Here is an 18,019-nt window from a genome sequence, read left to right on the forward strand (position 1 = left end):
ATTCTTTTGTGCAGGTAGCATTGGCGGGTGTTTCGGGTGCGTCCGGACGCGTCCGGACAGGCAATTGAATCGTCAGCACCGGATTTTAACAGGTGTATGATGAAGTCACGGTACCCGCTGATCCCACGCGTTGCGTGACATGCGCTCGGGGCGGCGGAGGGGGTCACAACGCCAATAGGGAGACAACCATGCTGGTAACGTTCAAGTCGCACGCTTCGCCCACAATCACCATGCTGGAAAATCTCGCGCAGTTTCTGCTCGGGCTGGTCGGCAAGAAGCTTGGCGAGCGCGGTGCCATCGGCGAGGACGAAATGGGCGAGGCCATTGCGAAGCTGGAAGCCGCCATCGCGGAAGACAATGCCGCCGCGAAGAAGGAAAACGAAGGCAAGAAGTCCGGCGAACGAGAGGAAGAGGATCGTCTGCGCCTGGCGCAACGTGCGTATCCGCTGCTCGATATGCTGCGCGAGTCCCGCAAGGAAAACGTCGCCGTGATGTGGGAGACTGGCCGCCGCTAAGCGGTCGAAGGCAACGGCAGGCCCTCGCAGACAGCGCAGGGCAGGCGCCCCCCCTCGTCCGGCACGACGCGCCCCTCGTCCGAGCGCGTCGCTCGCCAACCCTCTCGCTTTCGCGTGAGTTCCCCGTCCCGGAATCTGCAACTTTCAGTGCCAGCGATCGATGCGGCGACGCCCTCACATGGGCCGTCATCGCGCATCACTCGGCATGTTTCCCCTAGTCGTCCGAACGGCTCGACCAGAACACCTGATTCACCCCCGGCAGCGTTTCCAAATGATCGGTGAGAGCGTCGAGTTCGCCAGCCTGCACGGCGGTGGGCAGCAACAGCGCTTCGATCTCGACGTCGGCTTCGCCGAACGGGTGAATATCGAGCGCGCGCACGGGATAGTTCGACGCTTCGAGCCAGGCTTCCACCTTGTCGAGCACTTCTCGTTGCGTCGTGCGGGCGCAGATGACGGACAGCGCGTAAGTCGCCTCCGACGTCGCCTCGTTGATCGGGGCGCGGTTGATGCGGTTCACAACGGGACGCAGCAACGTATTGGCGGCCAGCACGAACCCCGCCACGACAACCGCCTCGACGATCAGACTGGCCCCGGCGGCGGCGCCCACGGCGGCCGAGCCCCATAACGTGGCGGCGGTGTTCAGGCCGCGCACCGAGGCGCCGTCTTTCATGATGGCGCCGGCCCCGAGGAAGCCGACCCCCGACACGACGTAGGCAATCACGCGCGTATCGCCGGGCATGAGCCGCATCGACAAGTCGACGAAGGCGGCGGCCCCCACGGCCACGAGCACGTTGGTGCGAAGACCGGCCGTGCGCTGGCGGACCTGACGCTCCACACCGATGATCGTGCCCAGGATGAATGCGACGAGCAGCGAGATGGCTGTGTTGAGCAGCGGCAGGAGGTGGAAATTCTGAATGCTTTGCAATGCGTGCATGGAACCTCTCGAAGTGAGCCGGTCGACAGATGGCAAGGCGCCGGTGGCCGAGGATCCGATCTGCCGGCTCAGCCCGAACGGGCGGGACACTACGCGTCGGTTGCGACAGGGGCGTGACACCGGCATCGGCGTGCAGTCGTCATGCCGCCCACCGGGTCACGCGAAGGCATGCGATTACGACAGTTGCGGGGCCAGCAGGCGCCGGGCGGTGGCCTCGTCCACGTTGGCGCGTTCCATGAAGTCCTCGACCTGATCGGGGCCGATCTTGCCGACGCTGAAGTACGTGCTGTCCGGATGCGACAGGTAGAAGCCCGAGACGCTCGCGGCGGGCAGCATGGCGAGCGATTCCGTCACACTCATGCCGACTTCATGGGCTTGCAGGTAGTGGAACATCGGTCCCTTGACGGAGTGCTCGGGGCAAGCCGGGTAGCCCGGGGCCGGGCGAATGCCGACGTACGCTTCCTTGATGAGGGCATTGTTGTCCAGCTGCTCGCCGCTGGCGTAGCCCCAGAACTCGCGACGCACGCGCGCGTGCATGCACTCGGCGAACGCCTCGGCGAGTCGGTCGGCCAATGCCTTGAGCATGATCGCGCTGTAGTCGTCGTGTGTGGCGAGGAAGCCGGCTTCCTTGGCGTCGACACCGAGACCTGCCGTGACCGCGAACACGCCGATGTAGTCCGCCACCCCGCTGTCCTTGGGCGCGATGAAGTCGGCCAGTGAGCGGTTCGGGCGACGCACGCCGTCAACCACGGGCCGCTCGCTTTGCTGTCGCAGGTTATGCCACGTGAAAGCGACTTCCGAGCGCGACTCGTCCGTATAGATTTCGATGTCGTCGTCGCCGACCACGTTGGCGGGCAGCATCGCGATCACGCCGTTGGCCGTCAGCCAGCGGCCCTTGATCATGCGATCCAGCATCTCCTTGCCGTCCGCGAAGACGCGTTGGGCCGACTCGCCGACGATCGCGTCGCTGAGAATCGCGGGGAAGGGGCCGGCCAGATCCCACGTCTGGAAGAACGGGCCCCAGTCGATGTAGTCCGCCAGTTCGGCCAGGTCGTAGTTCTTGAACACGCGCCGGCCAATGAACTTCGGCTTGGGCGGGACGTACGTCGACCAATCGATCTTGAACTTGTTTTCCCGCGCCGTGGCGAGCGAGACCATCGGCGTGGCCCTGCGATTGGCATGCTGTGCCCGCACGCGCTCGTAATCCGTCTTGACCTCTTCGAGGTATCGCTCGGCGGCTTCGTCCGACAGCAGATTCGAGGCGACCGACACCGAGCGCGACGCGTCGGGCACGTAAATCACGGGGCCGTCATAGTGCGGCGCGATTTTCACGGCCGTGTGCACGCGCGACGTCGTGGCGCCACCAATCATCAGCGGAATGTTGCGCAGGCGGAAGTAATCGTCGCGCTGCATTTCGGAGGCGACGTAGGCCATCTCTTCCAAACTCGGCGTGATGAGACCCGACAGCCCGATGATGTCGGCGCCTTCCTCCTTCGCCTTGGCGAGGATGTCGGCGCAGGGCACCATCACGCCCATGTTCACCACCTCGAAGTTGTTGCACTGGAGCACCACGGTCACGATGTTCTTGCCGATGTCGTGCACGTCGCCCTTGACCGTGGCCATCACGATCTTGCCCTTCGAGCGAACGTCTTCCCCGGCGGCGGCCATGCGCGCCTTTTCCTCTTCGATGAACGGTACCAGATGCGCGACGGCCTGCTTCATCACGCGCGCGCTCTTGACGACCTGGGGCAGGAACATCTTGCCCGCGCCGAACAGATCGCCCACGACGTTCATGCCGTCCATGAGCGGGCCCTCGATCACCTGGATCGGACGGCCGCCCGCGGCGTGGATCTTCTGGCGCACTTCTTCGGTGTCGTCGACGATGAACGTGGTGATGCCATGCACCAGCGCATGCGCGAGACGCGCTTCGACCGGCTGGTTGCGCCACTCCAGGTTCTCTTCGCGCCGCTGCGCGCCGCCCTTGAAGCGCTCGGCAATTTCCAGCAGACGCTCGGTGCTGTCGTCGCGGCGGTTGAGCACCACGTCTTCAACGCGCTCGCGCAGTTCCGGATCGAGGTTCTCGTACACGCCGAGCTGACCGGCGTTGACGATGCCCATGTCCATGCCCGCCTGAATCGCGTGGTACAGGAACACGGTGTGAATGGCTTCGCGCACGAGGTCGTTGCCGCGGAACGAGAACGAAACGTTCGACACCCCGCCGCTGATCTTCGCGCCGGGCAGGTGCGCCTTGATCCAGCGTGTGGCGTTGATGAAGTCGACAGCGTAGTTGTTGTGCTCTTCGATGCCGGTGGCCACCGCGAAGATGTTCGGATCGAAGATGATGTCCTCGGGCGGAAAACCCGCTTCGTCGACGAGCACGCGATAGCTGCGCGCACAGATCTCCGTCTTGCGCGCGTAGGTGTCGGCCTGCCCGTGTTCGTCGAAGGCCATGACCACGGCGGCGGCGCCGTAACGGCGAATCCGCTTGGCGTGATGCACGAACGCTTCGCGGCCTTCCTTGAGCGAGATCGAGTTGACGATGGCCTTGCCCTGCACGCACTTCAGTCCCGCCTCGATCACCTCCCACTTCGACGAGTCGATCATGATCGGCACGCGCGCGATGTCCGGCTCGGAGGCGATCAGGTTCATAAAGCGCACCATCGCGGCCTTGGAGTCGAGCATCGCCTCGTCCATGTTGATGTCGATGACCTGGGCGCCGTTCTCGACCTGCTGGCGGGCGACCGCGAGGGCTTCATCGAACTGGCCGTTCAGGATCATGCGCGCAAACGCTTTCGAACCCGTGACGTTGGTACGCTCGCCGACATTGACGAAGAGCGTGCCCGCGCCGATGTTGAAGGGCTCGAGGCCGGACAGGCGCATCGGCTGCACTGGCTCGACGGATTCGACAGGCGTCAGGAAGGGCGTTTGGCTCATGGGGCAATCCGTTCAGTGGTTGGCGCGTTGGCCGTGCCTCGTGCGTGAGAGGCGACGGCGGCGCGCCGGACTTGCTGCAATCAATCTTGTCTTCGTCGGGCGGACGCTGGCGCCGCTCAGGCGTCGTCGCCGTCGTTGCCATCCGTGCCGTCGCCGCCGCCGGTGGGGCGATATTGCGACGGCCAGCGGCGCGGCTTCACGTCAGCCAGCGCCTTCGCGATCTCCGCGATGTGTTCCGGCGTGGTGCCGCAGCAGCCGCCCGCCAGATTCACCAGGCCTGCCTGCGCGAATTCCTTGAGCAGGCTCGACGTCACGTCGGGCGTCTCGTCGAAGCCCGTATCGCTCATCGGGTTGGGCAGGCCGGCGTTCGGGTAGACCGACACGTAGGTGTTGCACAGCTTGGCCAGTTCCGCGATGTACGGACGCATGAGCGTCGCACCGAGCGCGCAGTTCAGGCCAAACGTGAGCGGGCGGGCGTGACGCAGCGAATTCCAGAACGCTTCGACCGTCTGGCCCGACAGAATGCGCCCGGAGGCATCGGTGACGGTGCCCGAGATCATGATCGGCAATACCTCGCCGGTGTCTTCGAAAAGCTCGTCGATGGCAAAGAGCGCGGCCTTGGCGTTGAGCGTATCGAAGATCGTCTCGACGAGGAACAGATCGACGCCGCCTTCGAGCAACGACTTGGCTTGCGCGTAGTAGGCGTCGCGCAGTTGGTCGAAGTCGACGTTGCGCGCGCCCGGATCGTTCACGTCCGGGCTGATGCTCGCGGTCTTCGGCGTCGGACCGATGGCGCCGGCGGCGAAGCGCGGCTTGTCGGGCGTGCTGAAGGCATCGCAGGCCTCGCGCGCCAGACGTGCCGACGCGCGGTTCATCTCGTCGGCCAGATCCTCCATGTGATAGTCGCTCTGGGCGATCGTCGTCGCCCCGAACGTATTCGTCTCGAGGATATCGGCGCCTGCCGCAAGGTATTTGCGATGAATCTCGCTGATGATGTCGGGGCGCGTGAGCGAGAGCAGCTCATTGTTGCCCTTGACGTCGTGCGCGAAGTCGGCGAAGCGATCGCCACGGTACTGGGCTTCGCTCAGCTTGTACTGCTGGATCATCGTGCCCATGGCCCCGTCCAGAATCAGGATGCGCGATTCGAGCAGCGCGGGCAGTGCCTGACCCCGCGTGTAGCGCGGCTGCGAGCGGGCCGGAGCCGTGGTCGATGCGGTCCCCGTATGGGCGTTGGCGGCGGATGGGCTAGCGGTGGTCATGACGGACGTCGCCTTGGAGTGGCCGGAAAACCTATAATTGTAATGGTTTTCGCGCCCGCCGCCCGCGCGCAGCCGCCTGCCGGGCGGCGCCGGCGGCGATTCGTGACGCGCGCGCCGCGCCGTCCTGACCCGCTTTCGCCAACGATATGGAATTCCTGCTCCCGAGCGCCGCTCACCAGTTTCTGCAAGCCAAGTCCAATGCCCTGTTCGTCGATTGCCGCAGCGAAATGGAATACTTGTTCGTGGGACACCCGGCCGGGGCGATCCACGTGGCGTGGAACGACGGCCCGGATTGGGAGATCAACCCCCATTTCGTCCAGAGCGTGCGCAAGCTCGCCGGCGCCGGAGGCGAGCGTCCCGTGCTGCTGATCTGTCGCAGCGGCAACCGGAGCACTGCGGCCGGCGAGGCGCTCGAGGCGGCCGGGTTCCGCAACGTGTATGCCGTGCTGCACGGCTTCGAGGGCGATCTGGACGGCACCCATCACCGCAACGCCGTGAACGGGTGGCGCTTCGAAGGACTCCCGTGGGAACAGTGCTGAGGGCCTGCGCGAGGCCATTGCCGTGCGGGATACGGCGGTGATGCATGACATGACGGTAAGCTTCGGCGCCATGAAAAAACCCTCGCCGTGGCGAGGGTTGGGTGTGGGTGGTGGCACCGCGTGCGGTGTTGGCGTCAGTGGAGCACGACCGGGTTCGTCATGAAGGTATCGAACTGGCCGAGGAATTCATCGACTTCGTCCTCGGAGGGCTCGCTGGCGATCAACTTCTGCACTTCTTCACGGAATTGCCGGGCAAGCGTGCCGTCGAGAAAAATCTCACGGCCAGCGGTTTTGTCCACGATTTCATAGCCACCGGCAGATAGCGCGTGATCGCCGTTATCCGCGGCAAACTCGACCACATAGTAGTTCGGGCTGTTGTAAATCATGAGCATGGCAACTCTCCTGGTGTTCCTGCATGGTCCTCAGTAACCCACATAGGGGCGACGCGGCGCGATTTCAAGAGGCAGTGCCCCATGATTCGCTTATCGGCACACCGGCTGACGAATTCAATGGTTTTGGCCCTCCTTGTCTAAGATCCCGCTACAGGTCCCGCAGCTTGCTGGTTCACACGTTAGAGGACGCCCCGAGCAAAAACGTTGCAAGGGCATTGGTTACGAACTGTTTCTGCTCGACGATCGACAGATGGGCGGCGTCGGGCACGATTTCCAGCCGGGCACCGGCGATGCCGCTGGCGATGCGTCGCGCGACGGCCGGCGGCGTGGAGGGATCGTTTTCCCCGACCAGCACCAGGGTCGGCGCGTCGATTTCCGACAGTCTGGCTCGCACGTCGAACGCGGCCAGCGCTTCGCAGGCGGCCGCGAAACCCTCAGGATGCGCCTTGGCCACCAGCGCGCGAACGCGTTCCGATGCCTCGGGGTGGCGCTTGCGGAAGCGCTCGCCCAGCCAGCGCTCGAGCGTGCCGTCGGCAAGCGCCTTCATGCCCCGTTCGCGTGCCTGCGTGGCGCGCTGGCGAAACACCTTCGCGTCGGCGTCGTCGTAACCGGCCGTGGTGTCGATCAACGTCAGGCTGGCGATGCGCTCCGGCGCATCGAGCGCGACTTGTTGCGCGACGGCACCGCCCATCGAAATGCCGACGAAGTGCGTTTGTGGGATTTCCAGCGAATTGAGCAATGCGGTCGCGTCGGCGGCCAGTTGTTCGATGGTGTAAGGGCCGGCGGGGACGTCGCTGCGGCCATGGCCGCGGCTGTCGTATCGGAGCACCCGGAAATGGGCCGCGAGGTCGGGCACCAGATCGTCCCAGATCGTGAGATCCGCGCCCAGCGGATGCGCGAGCGTCACCCACGGACCGTGGCCTTCCACCGCGTAATGAATCGATGCACCGTTGGCACTGACTTTCATGGTGAGCGGCCCCCCAAATCTCGTCGATGCGTTGGCGAAGTGGCGTAGGTGCAGTGGGATGTTTCTGATTATGTCAGGAACCTTGGACTTCTGCTGGCGAACCGTAGTAGCAGGACAACACTGCGCCGCGCCGCGGTGCGACGTGCACATCGCTCGAAATTCTAACGAATGGGGCGCGGGGTTTAGCGCCCCGGAGGTCCGAGCCGGGCCGGGCCGGTTCAAGGCGACGATTGCTGTGTGAAGACCAGTTCGAACTCGTTGCCCGACGGCTCGGTCTGCTTGACGCGCACCGGCATCCAGTCGAGCGATGGCGCGAGCCAGATGTCGACGCGTCGCTCGTCACCCGCCTTACGCGGCAACCGCGTGAAGTGCCGGGTCTCGACATAGCCCTGCGGCGTGCGCAAGGTTTCCTGGCCAACGTACTGCACTGGCCAGACTTCGCTGCTGTCCGTGTCGACCACCGTGAACTCGTGCGTCACGCCGACCTGCGCGTAGCGTTCCGGATTGCCTCTCGCATAGCTTGCCAGCTGCATCATCACGCTGAATCGGTCTTGGGCGCCGGGCGCGAGCGGCATGGACTGGCCGGAGCGCGAGAAGTGCAGCATCGGCGTGCCATCGCGATGGAAGTCACTGACGTATTCGGCGCGACGACCGCGTTTTTCCACATAACGAGATGGTGCAATGCCGTTCACGTCAAAACCGCCCTCGCTGATGAACTCGAACGTGCCGAAGAAGATGATCGGCACCGCCACGCGCAGGCGGTAATGGCCGTTCGCGTTGACCCATTGCAGTTCGCCGGTCTGATTGCGCACGCCGTTCATGTACGCGTCGTACGCCATCGTGGCGGAGGGCGGCGGATCGAACCTGTCGCCATTGGCGGCGGCTGCCGTGAGCGGCGGGCCGGGCGGCGAGGTGGCTTGCGCGCTGCTGGCGGGCGCTCCAGACGTGTCGCCTTCGCTTGCGACGGTCTGCGAGGCCGCCTGCGGCCCGGGCGTGTTCGCCGTGGCCGGTGCGGCAAGTGTATTGGGGGCGGCCCGCGGCACGGGGGGGGCGAGCTTGCGGGGGTGCGGCTTGACGGCCGGCTTGGGCGCTGACGGCGCGGGGAGTGCGGGCGGCGCCGGCGGTGCGGGAGGCGCGACAGGTTTGAGCGGAATCAGCGTGACCGGAATCTCGGGAATCGGCGTGTCTTCCATCGACGACCGGTCGCTCGCGACCCACAATGCGATGAGCCCATGGACGGCGAGCACGGCGGCCATCACGCCCGCCCAGACGAATCCACGCGTGCGCCAAAGCCCGCGCTGGCGAGCCGCCGCTGACGGTGTCGGGCCAGCGGGCGGCAAGACCGCGTCCTGGGAATCGATGGGGGCCGGAGGCACGTTGGGCACTGCTTGGCAAAAGGAGCAATAAGGGCGAGACGGACAATGCGGGCGATTCCGACGTTTAGCGAGCGACGGCACGAGCCACAATCCACCGGAACGTCACGGGCTCAGGATCTCACATTGCGATGCACTCGGTTCGACAGATCGTGTCGGCGGCCGTTCAACGGGCGGGCGATGCCCTCAGGTAGAATCTTCGGCTTCACGCGCCATTCTATCGGGCCTCAGGGGGCCCGCAGACTCCATCCCATGAAACTCGCTACCCGCAAGGACGGCACCCGCGACGGCCAACTGATCGTCGTGTCGCGCGACCTGTCGAGCGCCTGCATTGCCGACGCCATCGCGCCCACATTGCAACGCGTGCTGGACGACTGGACGTTCTACGCGCCTCAGCTCCAGACGCTCTACACCGAACTCAATCACCAGCGTGCGCGAAACGCCTTCGCGTTCGATCCGGCCGAATGCATGGCGCCGCTGCCGCGCGCGTACCAATGGGCCGACGGCTCGGCCTATGTGAACCACGTCGAGCTGGTGCGCCGCGCACGCGGGGCCGACATGCCGCCCGAATTCTGGACCGATCCGCTCATGTACCAGGGCGGCAGCGACGACTTCCTTGGACCGACGGACGACATCGTCTGCGCGTCCGAAGACTTCGGCATCGACTTCGAAGGCGAGGTTGCCGTGGTGACGTCGGATGTGCCGATGGGCGCCACCCCGGCGCGCGCGCTCGAAGGCGTGCGTCTGTTGATGCTCGTCAACGACGTGAGCCTGCGCAACCTGATTCCCGCCGAACTGGCCAAGGGGTTCGGCTTCTTCCAGAGCAAACCGGCAAGCAGCTTCTCGCCGGTGGCCGTCACGCCCGACGAGCTGGGCGATGCCTGGCACGCTGGCCGGGTGCACCGGCCGCTTACCGTGAAGTGGAACGACAAGAAGTTCGGTGCGCCCGAATGCGGCGAAGACATGGTGTTCGACTTCGGCCAACTCGTGGCGCACGTGTGCAAGACGCGCAATGTGCGCGCGGGCACCATCGTGGGCTCGGGCACGATCTCCAATAAGGATCGCAGTCGCGGCAGCGCATGCATTGCCGAGAAGCGCATGCTGGAGACGATCGACAAGGGCGCGCCGGAGACCGCGTTCATGCGCTACGGCGATCGCGTGCGCATCGAAATGTTCGACGCCCAGGGCAAGTCGATCTTCGGCGCCATCGATCAGGCCGTCTCGCCGCTGGATGAGTGACTTCTTGTCGCCAACGCTGCGGGAAACGCCTGTCGGCCTTGAAAATCGGCGTCCCGCGGACCTTTGCGGCGTTCGCGCGGATGCGTCAATAGGGTGAACCCGGATATGGCGGGGAATTCCGGCTCCGCTATGCTTTGTCTCCTTGAGTCGGTTCGCACCCCTATCGGGTGGGCGAGCCGGCCCTAATTTTCGCCGGCGCGGCGCGAGGCCCCTTTTCCAGGGGGCCCGCGCAAGAGAAAAACAGAGCGCGGGCCAGACCAGATCAGGAGACTCTCCATGCGAAACCCCGTGCGCACTGCCCTGCTGGGTGCGATGTTGCTGGCGATGGCCGGCGGTGCTGCCGCTCAGGTCAAGATCGGCGTGAATATCTCGCTCACCGGGCCTGCCGCGTCACTTGGCATTCCCGAGCGCAACACGATCACCATGCTTCCGACCGAGATCGGTGGCCAGAAGGTCGAGTACATCATGCTCGACGACGCGTCGGATACCACGACCGCCGTTCAGAACACCAAGAAGCTCATCTCGGAGAATCATGTCGACGCCATCATCGGTTCGTCGATCACGCCGAACACGCTCGCGATGATCGACGTGATCGCGAGCGGTACGACGCCCACGATTTCGCTGGCCTCGTCGGCCCGCATCATCGAACCGGTCGACGCCAAGCGTTATTGGATGTTCAAGACGCCGCAGACCGACGCGCAGATGGCTTCAGCCATCGCCGAGCATGCGAGCCGTCATGGCGTGAAGACGATGGCGTTCATCGGTCAGGGGGACGCGCTGGGTGAAGCGTTCTACGAGGAAGTCGCCAAGTTCGCCGCTCTGCACAAGATCAAGATGGTCGCCAGCGAGCGCTTCGCCCGCACCGATCCGAGCGTGACGGGGCAGATCCTGAAGATCATGGCCGCGCATCCGGACGCCGTCGTCGTGGGCGCCGCCGGCACACCGGCCGCGCTGCCGCCGAAGGCATTGGCCGAGCGCGGCTACAAGGGGCTCGTGTATCACAACCACGGCGTGGGCAATAACGACTTCCTGCGCGTGTGCGGCAAGGATTGCAACAACACGTTCCTGCCGGCGAGCCCGGTACTCGTGGCGTCGCAACTGCCGAACGATCATCCGGCCAAGGCGGTGGCGCTCGACTACATCAAGAAGTACGAAGCCAAGTTCGGCGCCGGCACGGTGGCCGCCTTCGGTTCGTATGCATGGGATGCCGGCATTCTGCTCCAGCGCGCCATTCCGATCGCGCTGAAGACGGCCAAGCCGGGCACGCCGGAATTCCGCAAGGCGTTGCGCGACGCGCTCGAGACGAGCAAGAACATGCACGTCACGAATGGTGTGATCAACATGAGCCCGACCGATCACCTCGGCCTCGACCAGCGGGCCCGTGTGATGGTAGAAATCGAGAATGGCAAGTGGCAACTCGCGCCGTGAGTGCAGCGCGAAAGTTGTGAGTCCTGCCGATCTCGCATGACGGTGAGGCGGCCGACGCCGCGCGCATCCACCACAGATTGACCGTCGGTGGTATCGGCGTTGTCCGGTGCCGCCGCCTCCCCATCCCCGCTTGCGCGGGGATATTTTTTTGGAGCGGTAAGCCATGTCGCAAGACCCCTATCAACACTACCAGTCGCTGCAATTCAAGCGGCATCCCAATGGCGTACTCGAACTCATCATGGGCGCCGGGGCGAACAAGAGCGGCCTGTCGACGGCCGACCATCGCATGCACCAGGAACTGGCCGATGTGTGGCGCGACATCGATCGCGACACCGAGACGCGCGCGGTCGTCATTCGAGGCGAAGGCAAGGGGTTCTCCGGCGGCGGCGACCTGTCGCTCGTGGAAGACATGGCCGACGATTTCGCCGTGCGCGCCCGCGTGTGGCGCGAAGCGCGCGATCTCGTCTACAACGTGATCAATTGCAGCAAGCCGATCGTCTCCGCCATGCACGGCCCGGCCGTGGGGGCCGGGTTGGTCGCGGGCCTGCTCGCGGACATCTCGATTGCCGCGAAGACGGCGCGCATCATCGACGGCCATACGCGGCTGGGGGTTGCGGCGGGCGATCATGCCGCCATCGTCTGGCCGCTGCTCTGCGGCATGGCGAAGGCGAAGTACTACCTGCTGCTGTGCGAGCCGGTCACGGGCGAAGAGGCCGAGCGCATCGGGCTCGTGTCGCTTACCGTCGACGAGGCCGACCTGCTGCCGCGCGCGTTCGAAGTGGCCGACAAGCTGGCGCGTGGCTCGACCACGGCCATTCGGTGGACCAAGTACGCGCTCAACAACTGGTTGCGCAGCGCGGGGCCCTCGTTCGATGCGTCGCTCGCCCTCGAATTCATGGGCTTCGCGGGGCCGGACGTGCGCGAAGGCATTGCGTCGCTGCGCGAGCGCCGCGCGCCGGATTACAGCGGCGACGCCCCGTTCTGACACACCACTGGCGCACGCTCGGCGTATGATCCATATCCATACGCCCTCCGCGCGCCGACGTGCGCGCGAAGGCGCTCAGGATGTGCGCGACTTGCCGGGATTGCCCCGCGGGCCGTGCGTCCCCGACCGTGACTGGAGACTGTAATGAGCGATTCGACGAGTGCCATGCCCAACGGCTTCGACATTCTCAAGAAGATGTGGGAAGCGTTCAGCCCGCCCGCGACATTCACCTCGCCGCTCACGCAGTTGATGCAGAGCGCGGCGCCATTGCTCGATCCCGACGAGATCGAGAATCGCATCGCCGAGATGCGTGCGGTGGAGCAGTGGCTCACGCTCAATCTGAATGTGCTGCGCTCGACGATCCAGGCCTTCGAAGTGCAACGGGCCACCTATGCCACGCTTCGCTCGTTCGGCACCGGCACCTTCGGCGCCGCGAGCGACGCGCAGGCGAGTGCGTCGCCGTTCGGACAGGCGGGCGCGGCGAACTTCTGGCGCTCGCCGTTTGCCGCCGAGGCGCCGGCGCAAGACGTCGAGCCGCAGGCGAGCGCACCGGAACCCGAGCCGGAACCGGAACCGCAACCGGAACCCAAGGCGGCCGCGGCCGAGGAAGCCCCGGCGGGCGGCGACACACAGTCGCCGTTCGCGCAGGGGGGCAACGCTTATGGTGCGTTGGACCCGTCGCTTTGGTTCAACGCCATGCGCACGCAGTTCGACCAGATTGCCGCTGCTGCGCAGGCGGCCGGTGTATCTGCGGCACAAATGACGGAAGCCGCCGCGGCGCAAATGTCGGATGCCGCTGCCAAGGCGACGCAGAGCGCACCGGCGAAACCCGCAAAACCCGCAAAGCCCACGCAGGCGTCTGGCCAGGCCACGGCAAAGGCCGGCACCGCCAAGCGGGCGGCGGGTACGAGCAAGGCGGCGGGCAAGACCGCTGCCAAGCGTGCGCCGGCCGGCAAGACGCCGCCGGCGAAGTCGGCCGCGGCAAAAACGTCTGCCAAGACGTCGGCGAAGGCCGCGCCCGCCGCAGGCAAGACGCCGGGTAAGCAGGCCGCCTGGAAATGGTAGGGCGGTCGCACGAACGGCACATGCGGTAGACGCGACGACGGCTTCGGTCACGGCGATAGCGACAACGACAACCACAACGTTGACCACGGCGGGAGGAGGCCCCCATGATTTCAGGCGAACGTACCGGCCTCGTCCTGATGGGCGGTGGCGCACGCGCGGGGTATCAGGTGGGCGTGCTGGCCGCGATCGCCGCGATCCAACGCGAGGTTCTGCCGTCGCGTCGCGCGATTCCGTTTCCCATTGTCTGTGGCACCTCGGCCGGCGCGATCAATGCTGCCGCGCTCGCGTCGCACGCCGACGATTTTCAGCATGGGGTCATGAAGCTGGACGCGGTGTGGCGTCAATTTCACGCCGGTCAGGTGTTCCGCGCTGACTCGCTGGGCATGGCGGGCACCGGGGCACGCTGGCTGGCGGCGCTTTCGCTCGGTTGGGCGCTGCGTCGCTCACCGCGCTCGCTGTTCGATTGGTCGCCACTCGGCGACATGTTGCGCAGTGCGATCCGTCTCGATCGACTGCCCGACGTGTTCGCGTCGGGGGCGCTCGAGGCTTTGTCGGTGACGGCGCTTTCGTACTCGTCAGGCAAGCATGTCACCTTCTACCAGAGCGCCGAGCCGATTCAGGCCTGGAAGCGTTCGCTGCGCCTGGCGCGCGCGGTGCCGCTGAGCGTGCAGCACTTGCTGGCATCGAGTGCGATCCCGTTTCTTTTCCCCGCCGTCGAGCTCGATCTCGATGGGCAGCCCGAGTATTTCGGCGACGGATCGATGCGCCAGATTGCGCCGCTCAGTCCACCGATCCATCTGGGCGCCACCCGCATCCTCATCATTGGCGCGGCGCACGGACAGTACGGACTCGACAGCAGCGGCGAGCGCATCGGCGGCTATCCCAGTCTGGCGCAGATCGGCGGGCAGGCGCTCGCAAGCGTGTTCATCGACGGCCTGTCGGCGGATCTGGAACGCCTCCAGCACATCAACAATGTGCTGCGGCATGTGCCCGAGGCGCAACGCGAATCCAGCGGCTGGCGGCCCATCGAGACACTTTTGATCTCGCCAAGCCAGCGCATCGAGCCGATTGCAGCGCGTCATCTGCAGCAGTTGCCGCGGGCCGTTCGTACGATCCTCGGCGCGATCGGGGCGGACGAAGCGCGCGGCGCGGCCTTCGCCAGCTACCTGCTGTTCGAGTCGTCTTATACGCAGGAACTCATTGCGCTGGGCGAGGCCGACGCCTACGCGCAGCGCGACGCGATTGCCGCATGGCTCGTGGCGGAAGCGGATGGCACGAGCCCGCTCCATCGTGTCGAGGCCGGCGCGGTCGGGGGCGGCGGATTGCCGGCGAATTCACCGCTATCGGCGGAGTCGCCCGCCGCCGTGGCGGATACTGGCAAGCCGGCCGCATGAGTTGTTGTCCTCACTGATCCCGCCCCTATGTCGAAATCCACTGTTGCGTGTCCGTACCCGTCGACGTTCTGGCGCGATCCGGCGCTGCCGTTTCTCGAAGCGCGAGAGGTGCGCGATGGGCGTCGCGTCTGCTACGCGTTGCACAGCCATGAGACGTTTTCCATCGGCGCCGTGACGGGAGGGCGTAGTACCTATCGGAATGGCCGGGCACACGAGACGGTGGGCCGCGGCAGCGTTGTCGTGATGAACCCTGACGCGGTGCATGCTTGCAATCCCATTGACGACGAGGCGTGGGCCTATCGGATGCTGTTCGTCGACACGGCGTGGTTGCGCGAAACGCAGCGGGAACTGGGTTTCGGGCATGGACAGGATCTGCATTTGTTCGACCCGATGTCCGCTGACGATCCGGTGTTGTACCGGGGGCTTAACCGGCTCTATGACGTTTGCACCGACGCGACGCGCGACCGGCTTGAGCGCGAGAGCGTGGTGCAGCAGTTTTTCATCGACGTGCATGAGCGGTTGAACCCTGCGCCGCAACCGATGCGGGACGACTCGCACAAGCTGCGCCGCGCCGCCGATTTCATCCGTGCGCACTGCACAGAGGCGCTGACGCTTGCGCAGATTTGCGCGGCGGCGGGCCTGTCGGCGTCTTACCTGACGCGCGTCTTTCGAGAGCAATACGGACTCACGCCGCACGCCTTTCTCATGGACCAGCGGATTCAATATGCACGGCGCCGACTGCGTCGTGGACATGCCATTGCCGAGGTGGCGCTCGATGCGGGCTTCGCGGATCAGGCGCATTTCCAACGCGCCTTCAAACAACGCCTCGCCACGACGCCGGGGCATTACCGGGAGCCGCACGCCGCGTGATTCGACGCCGCGAAGGCGCATGTTTCCTTAGCCGGTCGCGACAAGATACACGGCACTTCCCGCCAACAGCGCCGCCATCGCGCAGTTCAGACGCCGCATGCGCCGCGCGTCGCGCATGCGATGACGCAACATCGCACCCGCGGCGGCCCAGCATCCCACCGAGCACCAGCAAACGACAAAGTAGATCGCCGCGAATTGCCAGATGCGCGCGGGATCACCTGCCGTGTACGCGCCCATTCCGGCCAGCGCCGCGAGCCAGGCTTTCGGATTGAGCCATTGCATGACGGCGCCTTTCGATAGGGTCGGGCCACGCTGCGTGTCGGCGTCGTTCAACACGCCGTTATCGATCGCCAGTTTGTAGGCCATATAAAGCAGGAACGCCACGCCGAACCACTGAATCGCGCGCATCAGTACGGGCATCCGGTGCAGTAACTCGTGCACGCCGAAGCCGACCGCAACGAGCAACGCGACGAAGCCCACCGTCGCACCGGTCACGTGACGCAGGCTCGGTCCGAGGCCATAGCGCGCGCCCGCGCCCAGCGCCACGACATTGACCGGACCCGGCGTGATCGAAGCGGCCAGTGCGAACGCGGCCATTGAATAGAAAAGTGTCATCGGATCCCTCGATACTGAAGAATGCGGGTGAAGCGAGGTTCCGAATGTAGGCGGCGACGGACGCCGTGTATTGAAGAAAACTGCCCTCTGGCAAATGGCCGCGTGCCGACGTCTCAACGAAACAGTCGATGGCGTAGCCAACGCAATAAACGTCCAAAGATGGGGAGCTTGACGTAGATATCTTCAGTGGCGTCCCAATAGTCGCGCTGATAGGCCACGCGTCCGTCCACAGCGAGACGCAGGTGCGATGCGCCATGAATGACCTGTTCGTCGTCAAGCCACCGTTTGGTATGGAAATGCAGATTCCACACCAGCAGCGCCTGATTGTGTTGCAGCAGCGTGGCGGTAAATTCAATGCGCGGCACGTCGACACGCTCGAATAGGTGCGTGAGCAGCGTCGCCACTTCGGCGGCGCTGCGCACCTCGTGCAGCGGCGTCTTGAGATAGACGTTGGGCGCGTAGAACTCGCCCAGATTCCCGACGCTTTGGCGGGTGAGAGTCTCGAAGTAGCGCGTCAGGCGCGTGAGCGCAGCCGCATGATCGATATCCATAGGCATGCTCGCGTGGGCGCCTGGACAGCGCGATTCGATGGACCCGTCCATGGCCGGGGCGGGGCCGGTCTCCGTCATCCCGGGCGCGCGGCGCCGGGATCGGCTTTCGGTCAATTATCAACGGCAACGCACGTTTGCACCGCGATGTTGCAGCGTGCGTGGCGCGGATGAGACACCCGGCGTCGCAGGCCGCCCCGGCAACCTATCGCGCGTCGCTGATCAATTCGGCGCGAAGGTCGGGGGCACTGGTGCGCGGATCCAGCCATATGGCGAAAAAAGCACGGCCGAAGGCGTCGCCCGCGATTTGACCGATCAATTTGCCGTCCGAGAAGAACCTCGTGCCGTCGCCGGGCAGGAACACGCCGGTCAAGTGCTGCCCGGGCGTCACGTCGGGCAGGATGCGCGACAGTTCTTCGGCCCAGCGCTCCCGTTGCGTATCGGTGGCCACTTGCAGCTTGGTCATTTCGATCAGACTGCGCTGCACGAGCGTATGAGATTTGAAACTGCGCGCGTAGCGCAGATCGAGCACCAGCGGATGCGCACTCCAGTTCGCGCTGACGCGCTCGGCGCCTGAGAAGAGTTCCGCGTCGTAGAGATGAAAACCCAGGCGCGTGAAGGAGCCGTGGCCGACCAGATGGGCGGTGGGGATTTCTTGCGACGCGAGTTGCCCGGCGTCGAACGCCAGGGCGCCGGGGGCCGTTGCCACCGTCGCCAGAAAGCAGACGGTGCGTAGCCATGCGGCAAGTGCGGGACGAGTGGGCATGCTCGGCTCCTTATCGGTCAAGGATCCAGTCGAGTCGGTAGGCCCGTTGGCGGCGCATGGCTCGTTCTGCCGGTGCGCCGGCCGATACAACGTGTTGCGTATTTGCGACTGAGAACTTTCCTCAAAGCGCGGCGCGGAAAAAGGAAACGTCGGCGTCGGCAGGGATGGGGCTGTCACCCGGTCGCACTTACGGAAC

Annotated in this window: 17 protein-coding genes; 8 read left to right on the forward strand and 9 right to left on the reverse strand. The window is 65.2% G+C overall.

Going from position 1 to position 18,019, the window contains the following annotated elements; all coding sequences use genetic code 11:
• The first annotated feature begins 188 nt into the window (after positions 1-188).
• Positions 189-515, forward strand: a complete 327-nt coding sequence (locus PCE31106_RS01945; RefSeq protein WP_017231995.1) for a DUF1840 domain-containing protein — start codon at positions 189-191, stop codon at positions 513-515.
• A 214-nt stretch (positions 516-729) separates the two neighbouring features.
• On the opposite strand, the gene PCE31106_RS01950 is transcribed toward PCE31106_RS01945, so the two are convergent.
• The 3 genes from PCE31106_RS01950 to PCE31106_RS01960 all read right to left on the reverse strand — a co-directional run bounded on the left by PCE31106_RS01950 (position 730) and on the right by PCE31106_RS01960 (position 5,642).
• Complete coding sequence (locus PCE31106_RS01950; RefSeq protein WP_150562519.1) at positions 730-1,440, reverse strand: MgtC/SapB family protein; 711 nt, start codon at positions 1,438-1,440, stop codon at positions 730-732.
• A 183-nt stretch (positions 1,441-1,623) separates the two neighbouring features.
• The gene (gene metH, locus PCE31106_RS01955; protein WP_017231997.1) at positions 1,624-4,383 is read right to left on the reverse strand and encodes a methionine synthase; all 2,760 of its coding nucleotides are present in this window, start codon (positions 4,381-4,383) and stop codon (positions 1,624-1,626) included.
• A 116-nt stretch (positions 4,384-4,499) separates the two neighbouring features.
• The gene (locus tag PCE31106_RS01960) at positions 4,500-5,642 is read right to left on the reverse strand and encodes a homocysteine S-methyltransferase family protein (RefSeq protein WP_017231998.1); all 1,143 of its coding nucleotides are present in this window, start codon (positions 5,640-5,642) and stop codon (positions 4,500-4,502) included.
• A 146-nt stretch (positions 5,643-5,788) separates the two neighbouring features.
• Here PCE31106_RS01960 and PCE31106_RS01965 point away from each other — a divergent pair, with 146 nt between their 5' ends.
• The gene (locus tag PCE31106_RS01965; protein WP_150562217.1) at positions 5,789-6,181 is read left to right on the forward strand and encodes a rhodanese-like domain-containing protein; all 393 of its coding nucleotides are present in this window, start codon (positions 5,789-5,791) and stop codon (positions 6,179-6,181) included.
• Positions 6,182-6,315: 134 nt separating this feature from the next.
• On the opposite strand, the gene PCE31106_RS01970 is transcribed toward PCE31106_RS01965, so the two are convergent.
• The 3 genes from PCE31106_RS01970 to PCE31106_RS01980 all read right to left on the reverse strand — a co-directional run bounded on the left by PCE31106_RS01970 (position 6,316) and on the right by PCE31106_RS01980 (position 8,916).
• A complete protein-coding gene (locus PCE31106_RS01970) occupies positions 6,316-6,573 on the reverse strand; it encodes a BTH_I0359 family protein (protein WP_017232000.1) in 258 nt (85 codons plus the stop codon).
• Positions 6,574-6,745: 172 nt separating this feature from the next.
• Entirely contained in the window at positions 6,746-7,540 is a 795-nt protein-coding gene (pcaD, locus tag PCE31106_RS01975; RefSeq protein ID WP_174974923.1) for a 3-oxoadipate enol-lactonase, read from the reverse strand.
• A 218-nt stretch (positions 7,541-7,758) separates the two neighbouring features.
• Positions 7,759-8,916: a DUF3108 domain-containing protein gene (locus PCE31106_RS01980; RefSeq protein ID WP_150562219.1), complete on the reverse strand. Its 1,158-nt coding sequence runs from the start codon at positions 8,914-8,916 to the stop codon at positions 7,759-7,761.
• Between the two features lie 249 nt (positions 8,917-9,165).
• Between PCE31106_RS01980 and PCE31106_RS01985 the strand changes: the two genes are divergently transcribed.
• From PCE31106_RS01985 to PCE31106_RS02010, 6 genes are all read left to right on the forward strand, one after another.
• Positions 9,166-10,152 carry a fumarylacetoacetate hydrolase family protein gene (locus tag PCE31106_RS01985; protein WP_017233772.1) on the forward strand — a complete coding sequence of 329 codons (987 nt, stop codon included), beginning with the start codon at positions 9,166-9,168 and terminating at the stop codon, positions 10,150-10,152.
• 276 nt (positions 10,153-10,428) lie between these two features.
• Positions 10,429-11,580, forward strand: a complete 1,152-nt coding sequence (locus tag PCE31106_RS01990) for an ABC transporter substrate-binding protein (protein ID WP_150562220.1) — start codon at positions 10,429-10,431, stop codon at positions 11,578-11,580.
• 163 nt (positions 11,581-11,743) lie between these two features.
• Entirely contained in the window at positions 11,744-12,565 is an 822-nt protein-coding gene (locus tag PCE31106_RS01995) for an enoyl-CoA hydratase/isomerase family protein (protein ID WP_150562221.1), read from the forward strand.
• Between the two features lie 144 nt (positions 12,566-12,709).
• Positions 12,710-13,630, forward strand: a complete 921-nt coding sequence (locus PCE31106_RS02000) for a PhaM family polyhydroxyalkanoate granule multifunctional regulatory protein (RefSeq protein ID WP_150562222.1) — start codon at positions 12,710-12,712, stop codon at positions 13,628-13,630.
• Between the two features lie 104 nt (positions 13,631-13,734).
• The gene (locus tag PCE31106_RS02005) at positions 13,735-15,024 is read left to right on the forward strand and encodes a patatin-like phospholipase family protein (protein ID WP_017233768.1); all 1,290 of its coding nucleotides are present in this window, start codon (positions 13,735-13,737) and stop codon (positions 15,022-15,024) included.
• Between the two features lie 27 nt (positions 15,025-15,051).
• A complete protein-coding gene (locus PCE31106_RS02010; RefSeq protein ID WP_150562223.1) occupies positions 15,052-15,894 on the forward strand; it encodes an AraC family transcriptional regulator in 843 nt (280 codons plus the stop codon).
• Positions 15,895-15,921: 27 nt separating this feature from the next.
• Here the strand turns inward: PCE31106_RS02010 and PCE31106_RS02015 are convergent, their stop codons facing one another.
• The 3 genes from PCE31106_RS02015 to PCE31106_RS02025 all read right to left on the reverse strand — a co-directional run bounded on the left by PCE31106_RS02015 (position 15,922) and on the right by PCE31106_RS02025 (position 17,823).
• Complete coding sequence (locus PCE31106_RS02015; protein WP_150562224.1) at positions 15,922-16,509, reverse strand: LysE family translocator; 588 nt, start codon at positions 16,507-16,509, stop codon at positions 15,922-15,924.
• A gap of 113 nt (positions 16,510-16,622) precedes the next feature.
• Positions 16,623-17,060, reverse strand: a complete 438-nt coding sequence (locus tag PCE31106_RS02020) for a nuclear transport factor 2 family protein (RefSeq protein WP_017233765.1) — start codon at positions 17,058-17,060, stop codon at positions 16,623-16,625.
• A 202-nt stretch (positions 17,061-17,262) separates the two neighbouring features.
• On the reverse strand, positions 17,263-17,823 hold the full coding sequence (locus tag PCE31106_RS02025) for a chalcone isomerase family protein (RefSeq protein WP_150562225.1): 561 nt from the start codon (positions 17,821-17,823) through the stop codon (positions 17,263-17,265).
• Positions 17,824-18,019 lie beyond the last annotated feature (196 nt).

The organism is Pandoraea cepalis, assembly GCF_902459665.1.
Classification (GTDB): Bacteria; Pseudomonadota; Gammaproteobacteria; order Burkholderiales; family Burkholderiaceae; genus Pandoraea; species Pandoraea cepalis.

Coding starts and splice junctions, on each gene's coding strand:
- PCE31106_RS01945 (WP_017231995.1), top strand. CDS start 189: ATGCTGGTAACGTTCAAGTCGCACGCTTCGCCCACAATCACCATGCTG.
- metH (WP_017231997.1), bottom strand. CDS start 4,383: ATGAGCCAAACGCCCTTCCTGACGCCTGTCGAATCCGTCGAGCCAGTG.
- PCE31106_RS01960 (WP_017231998.1), bottom strand. CDS start 5,642: ATGACCACCGCTAGCCCATCCGCCGCCAACGCCCATACGGGGACCGCA.
- PCE31106_RS01965 (WP_150562217.1), top strand. CDS start 5,789: ATGGAATTCCTGCTCCCGAGCGCCGCTCACCAGTTTCTGCAAGCCAAG.
- PCE31106_RS01970 (WP_017232000.1), bottom strand. CDS start 6,573: ATGCTCATGATTTACAACAGCCCGAACTACTATGTGGTCGAGTTTGCC.
- pcaD (WP_174974923.1), bottom strand. CDS start 7,540: ATGAAAGTCAGTGCCAACGGTGCATCGATTCATTACGCGGTGGAAGGC.
- PCE31106_RS01985 (WP_017233772.1), top strand. CDS start 9,166: ATGAAACTCGCTACCCGCAAGGACGGCACCCGCGACGGCCAACTGATC.
- PCE31106_RS01990 (WP_150562220.1), top strand. CDS start 10,429: ATGCGAAACCCCGTGCGCACTGCCCTGCTGGGTGCGATGTTGCTGGCG.
- PCE31106_RS01995 (WP_150562221.1), top strand. CDS start 11,744: ATGTCGCAAGACCCCTATCAACACTACCAGTCGCTGCAATTCAAGCGG.
- PCE31106_RS02000 (WP_150562222.1), top strand. CDS start 12,710: ATGAGCGATTCGACGAGTGCCATGCCCAACGGCTTCGACATTCTCAAG.
- PCE31106_RS02005 (WP_017233768.1), top strand. CDS start 13,735: ATGATTTCAGGCGAACGTACCGGCCTCGTCCTGATGGGCGGTGGCGCA.
- PCE31106_RS02010 (WP_150562223.1), top strand. CDS start 15,052: ATGTCGAAATCCACTGTTGCGTGTCCGTACCCGTCGACGTTCTGGCGC.
- PCE31106_RS02015 (WP_150562224.1), bottom strand. CDS start 16,509: ATGACACTTTTCTATTCAATGGCCGCGTTCGCACTGGCCGCTTCGATC.
- PCE31106_RS02020 (WP_017233765.1), bottom strand. CDS start 17,060: ATGGATATCGATCATGCGGCTGCGCTCACGCGCCTGACGCGCTACTTC.
- PCE31106_RS02025 (WP_150562225.1), bottom strand. CDS start 17,823: ATGCCCACTCGTCCCGCACTTGCCGCATGGCTACGCACCGTCTGCTTT.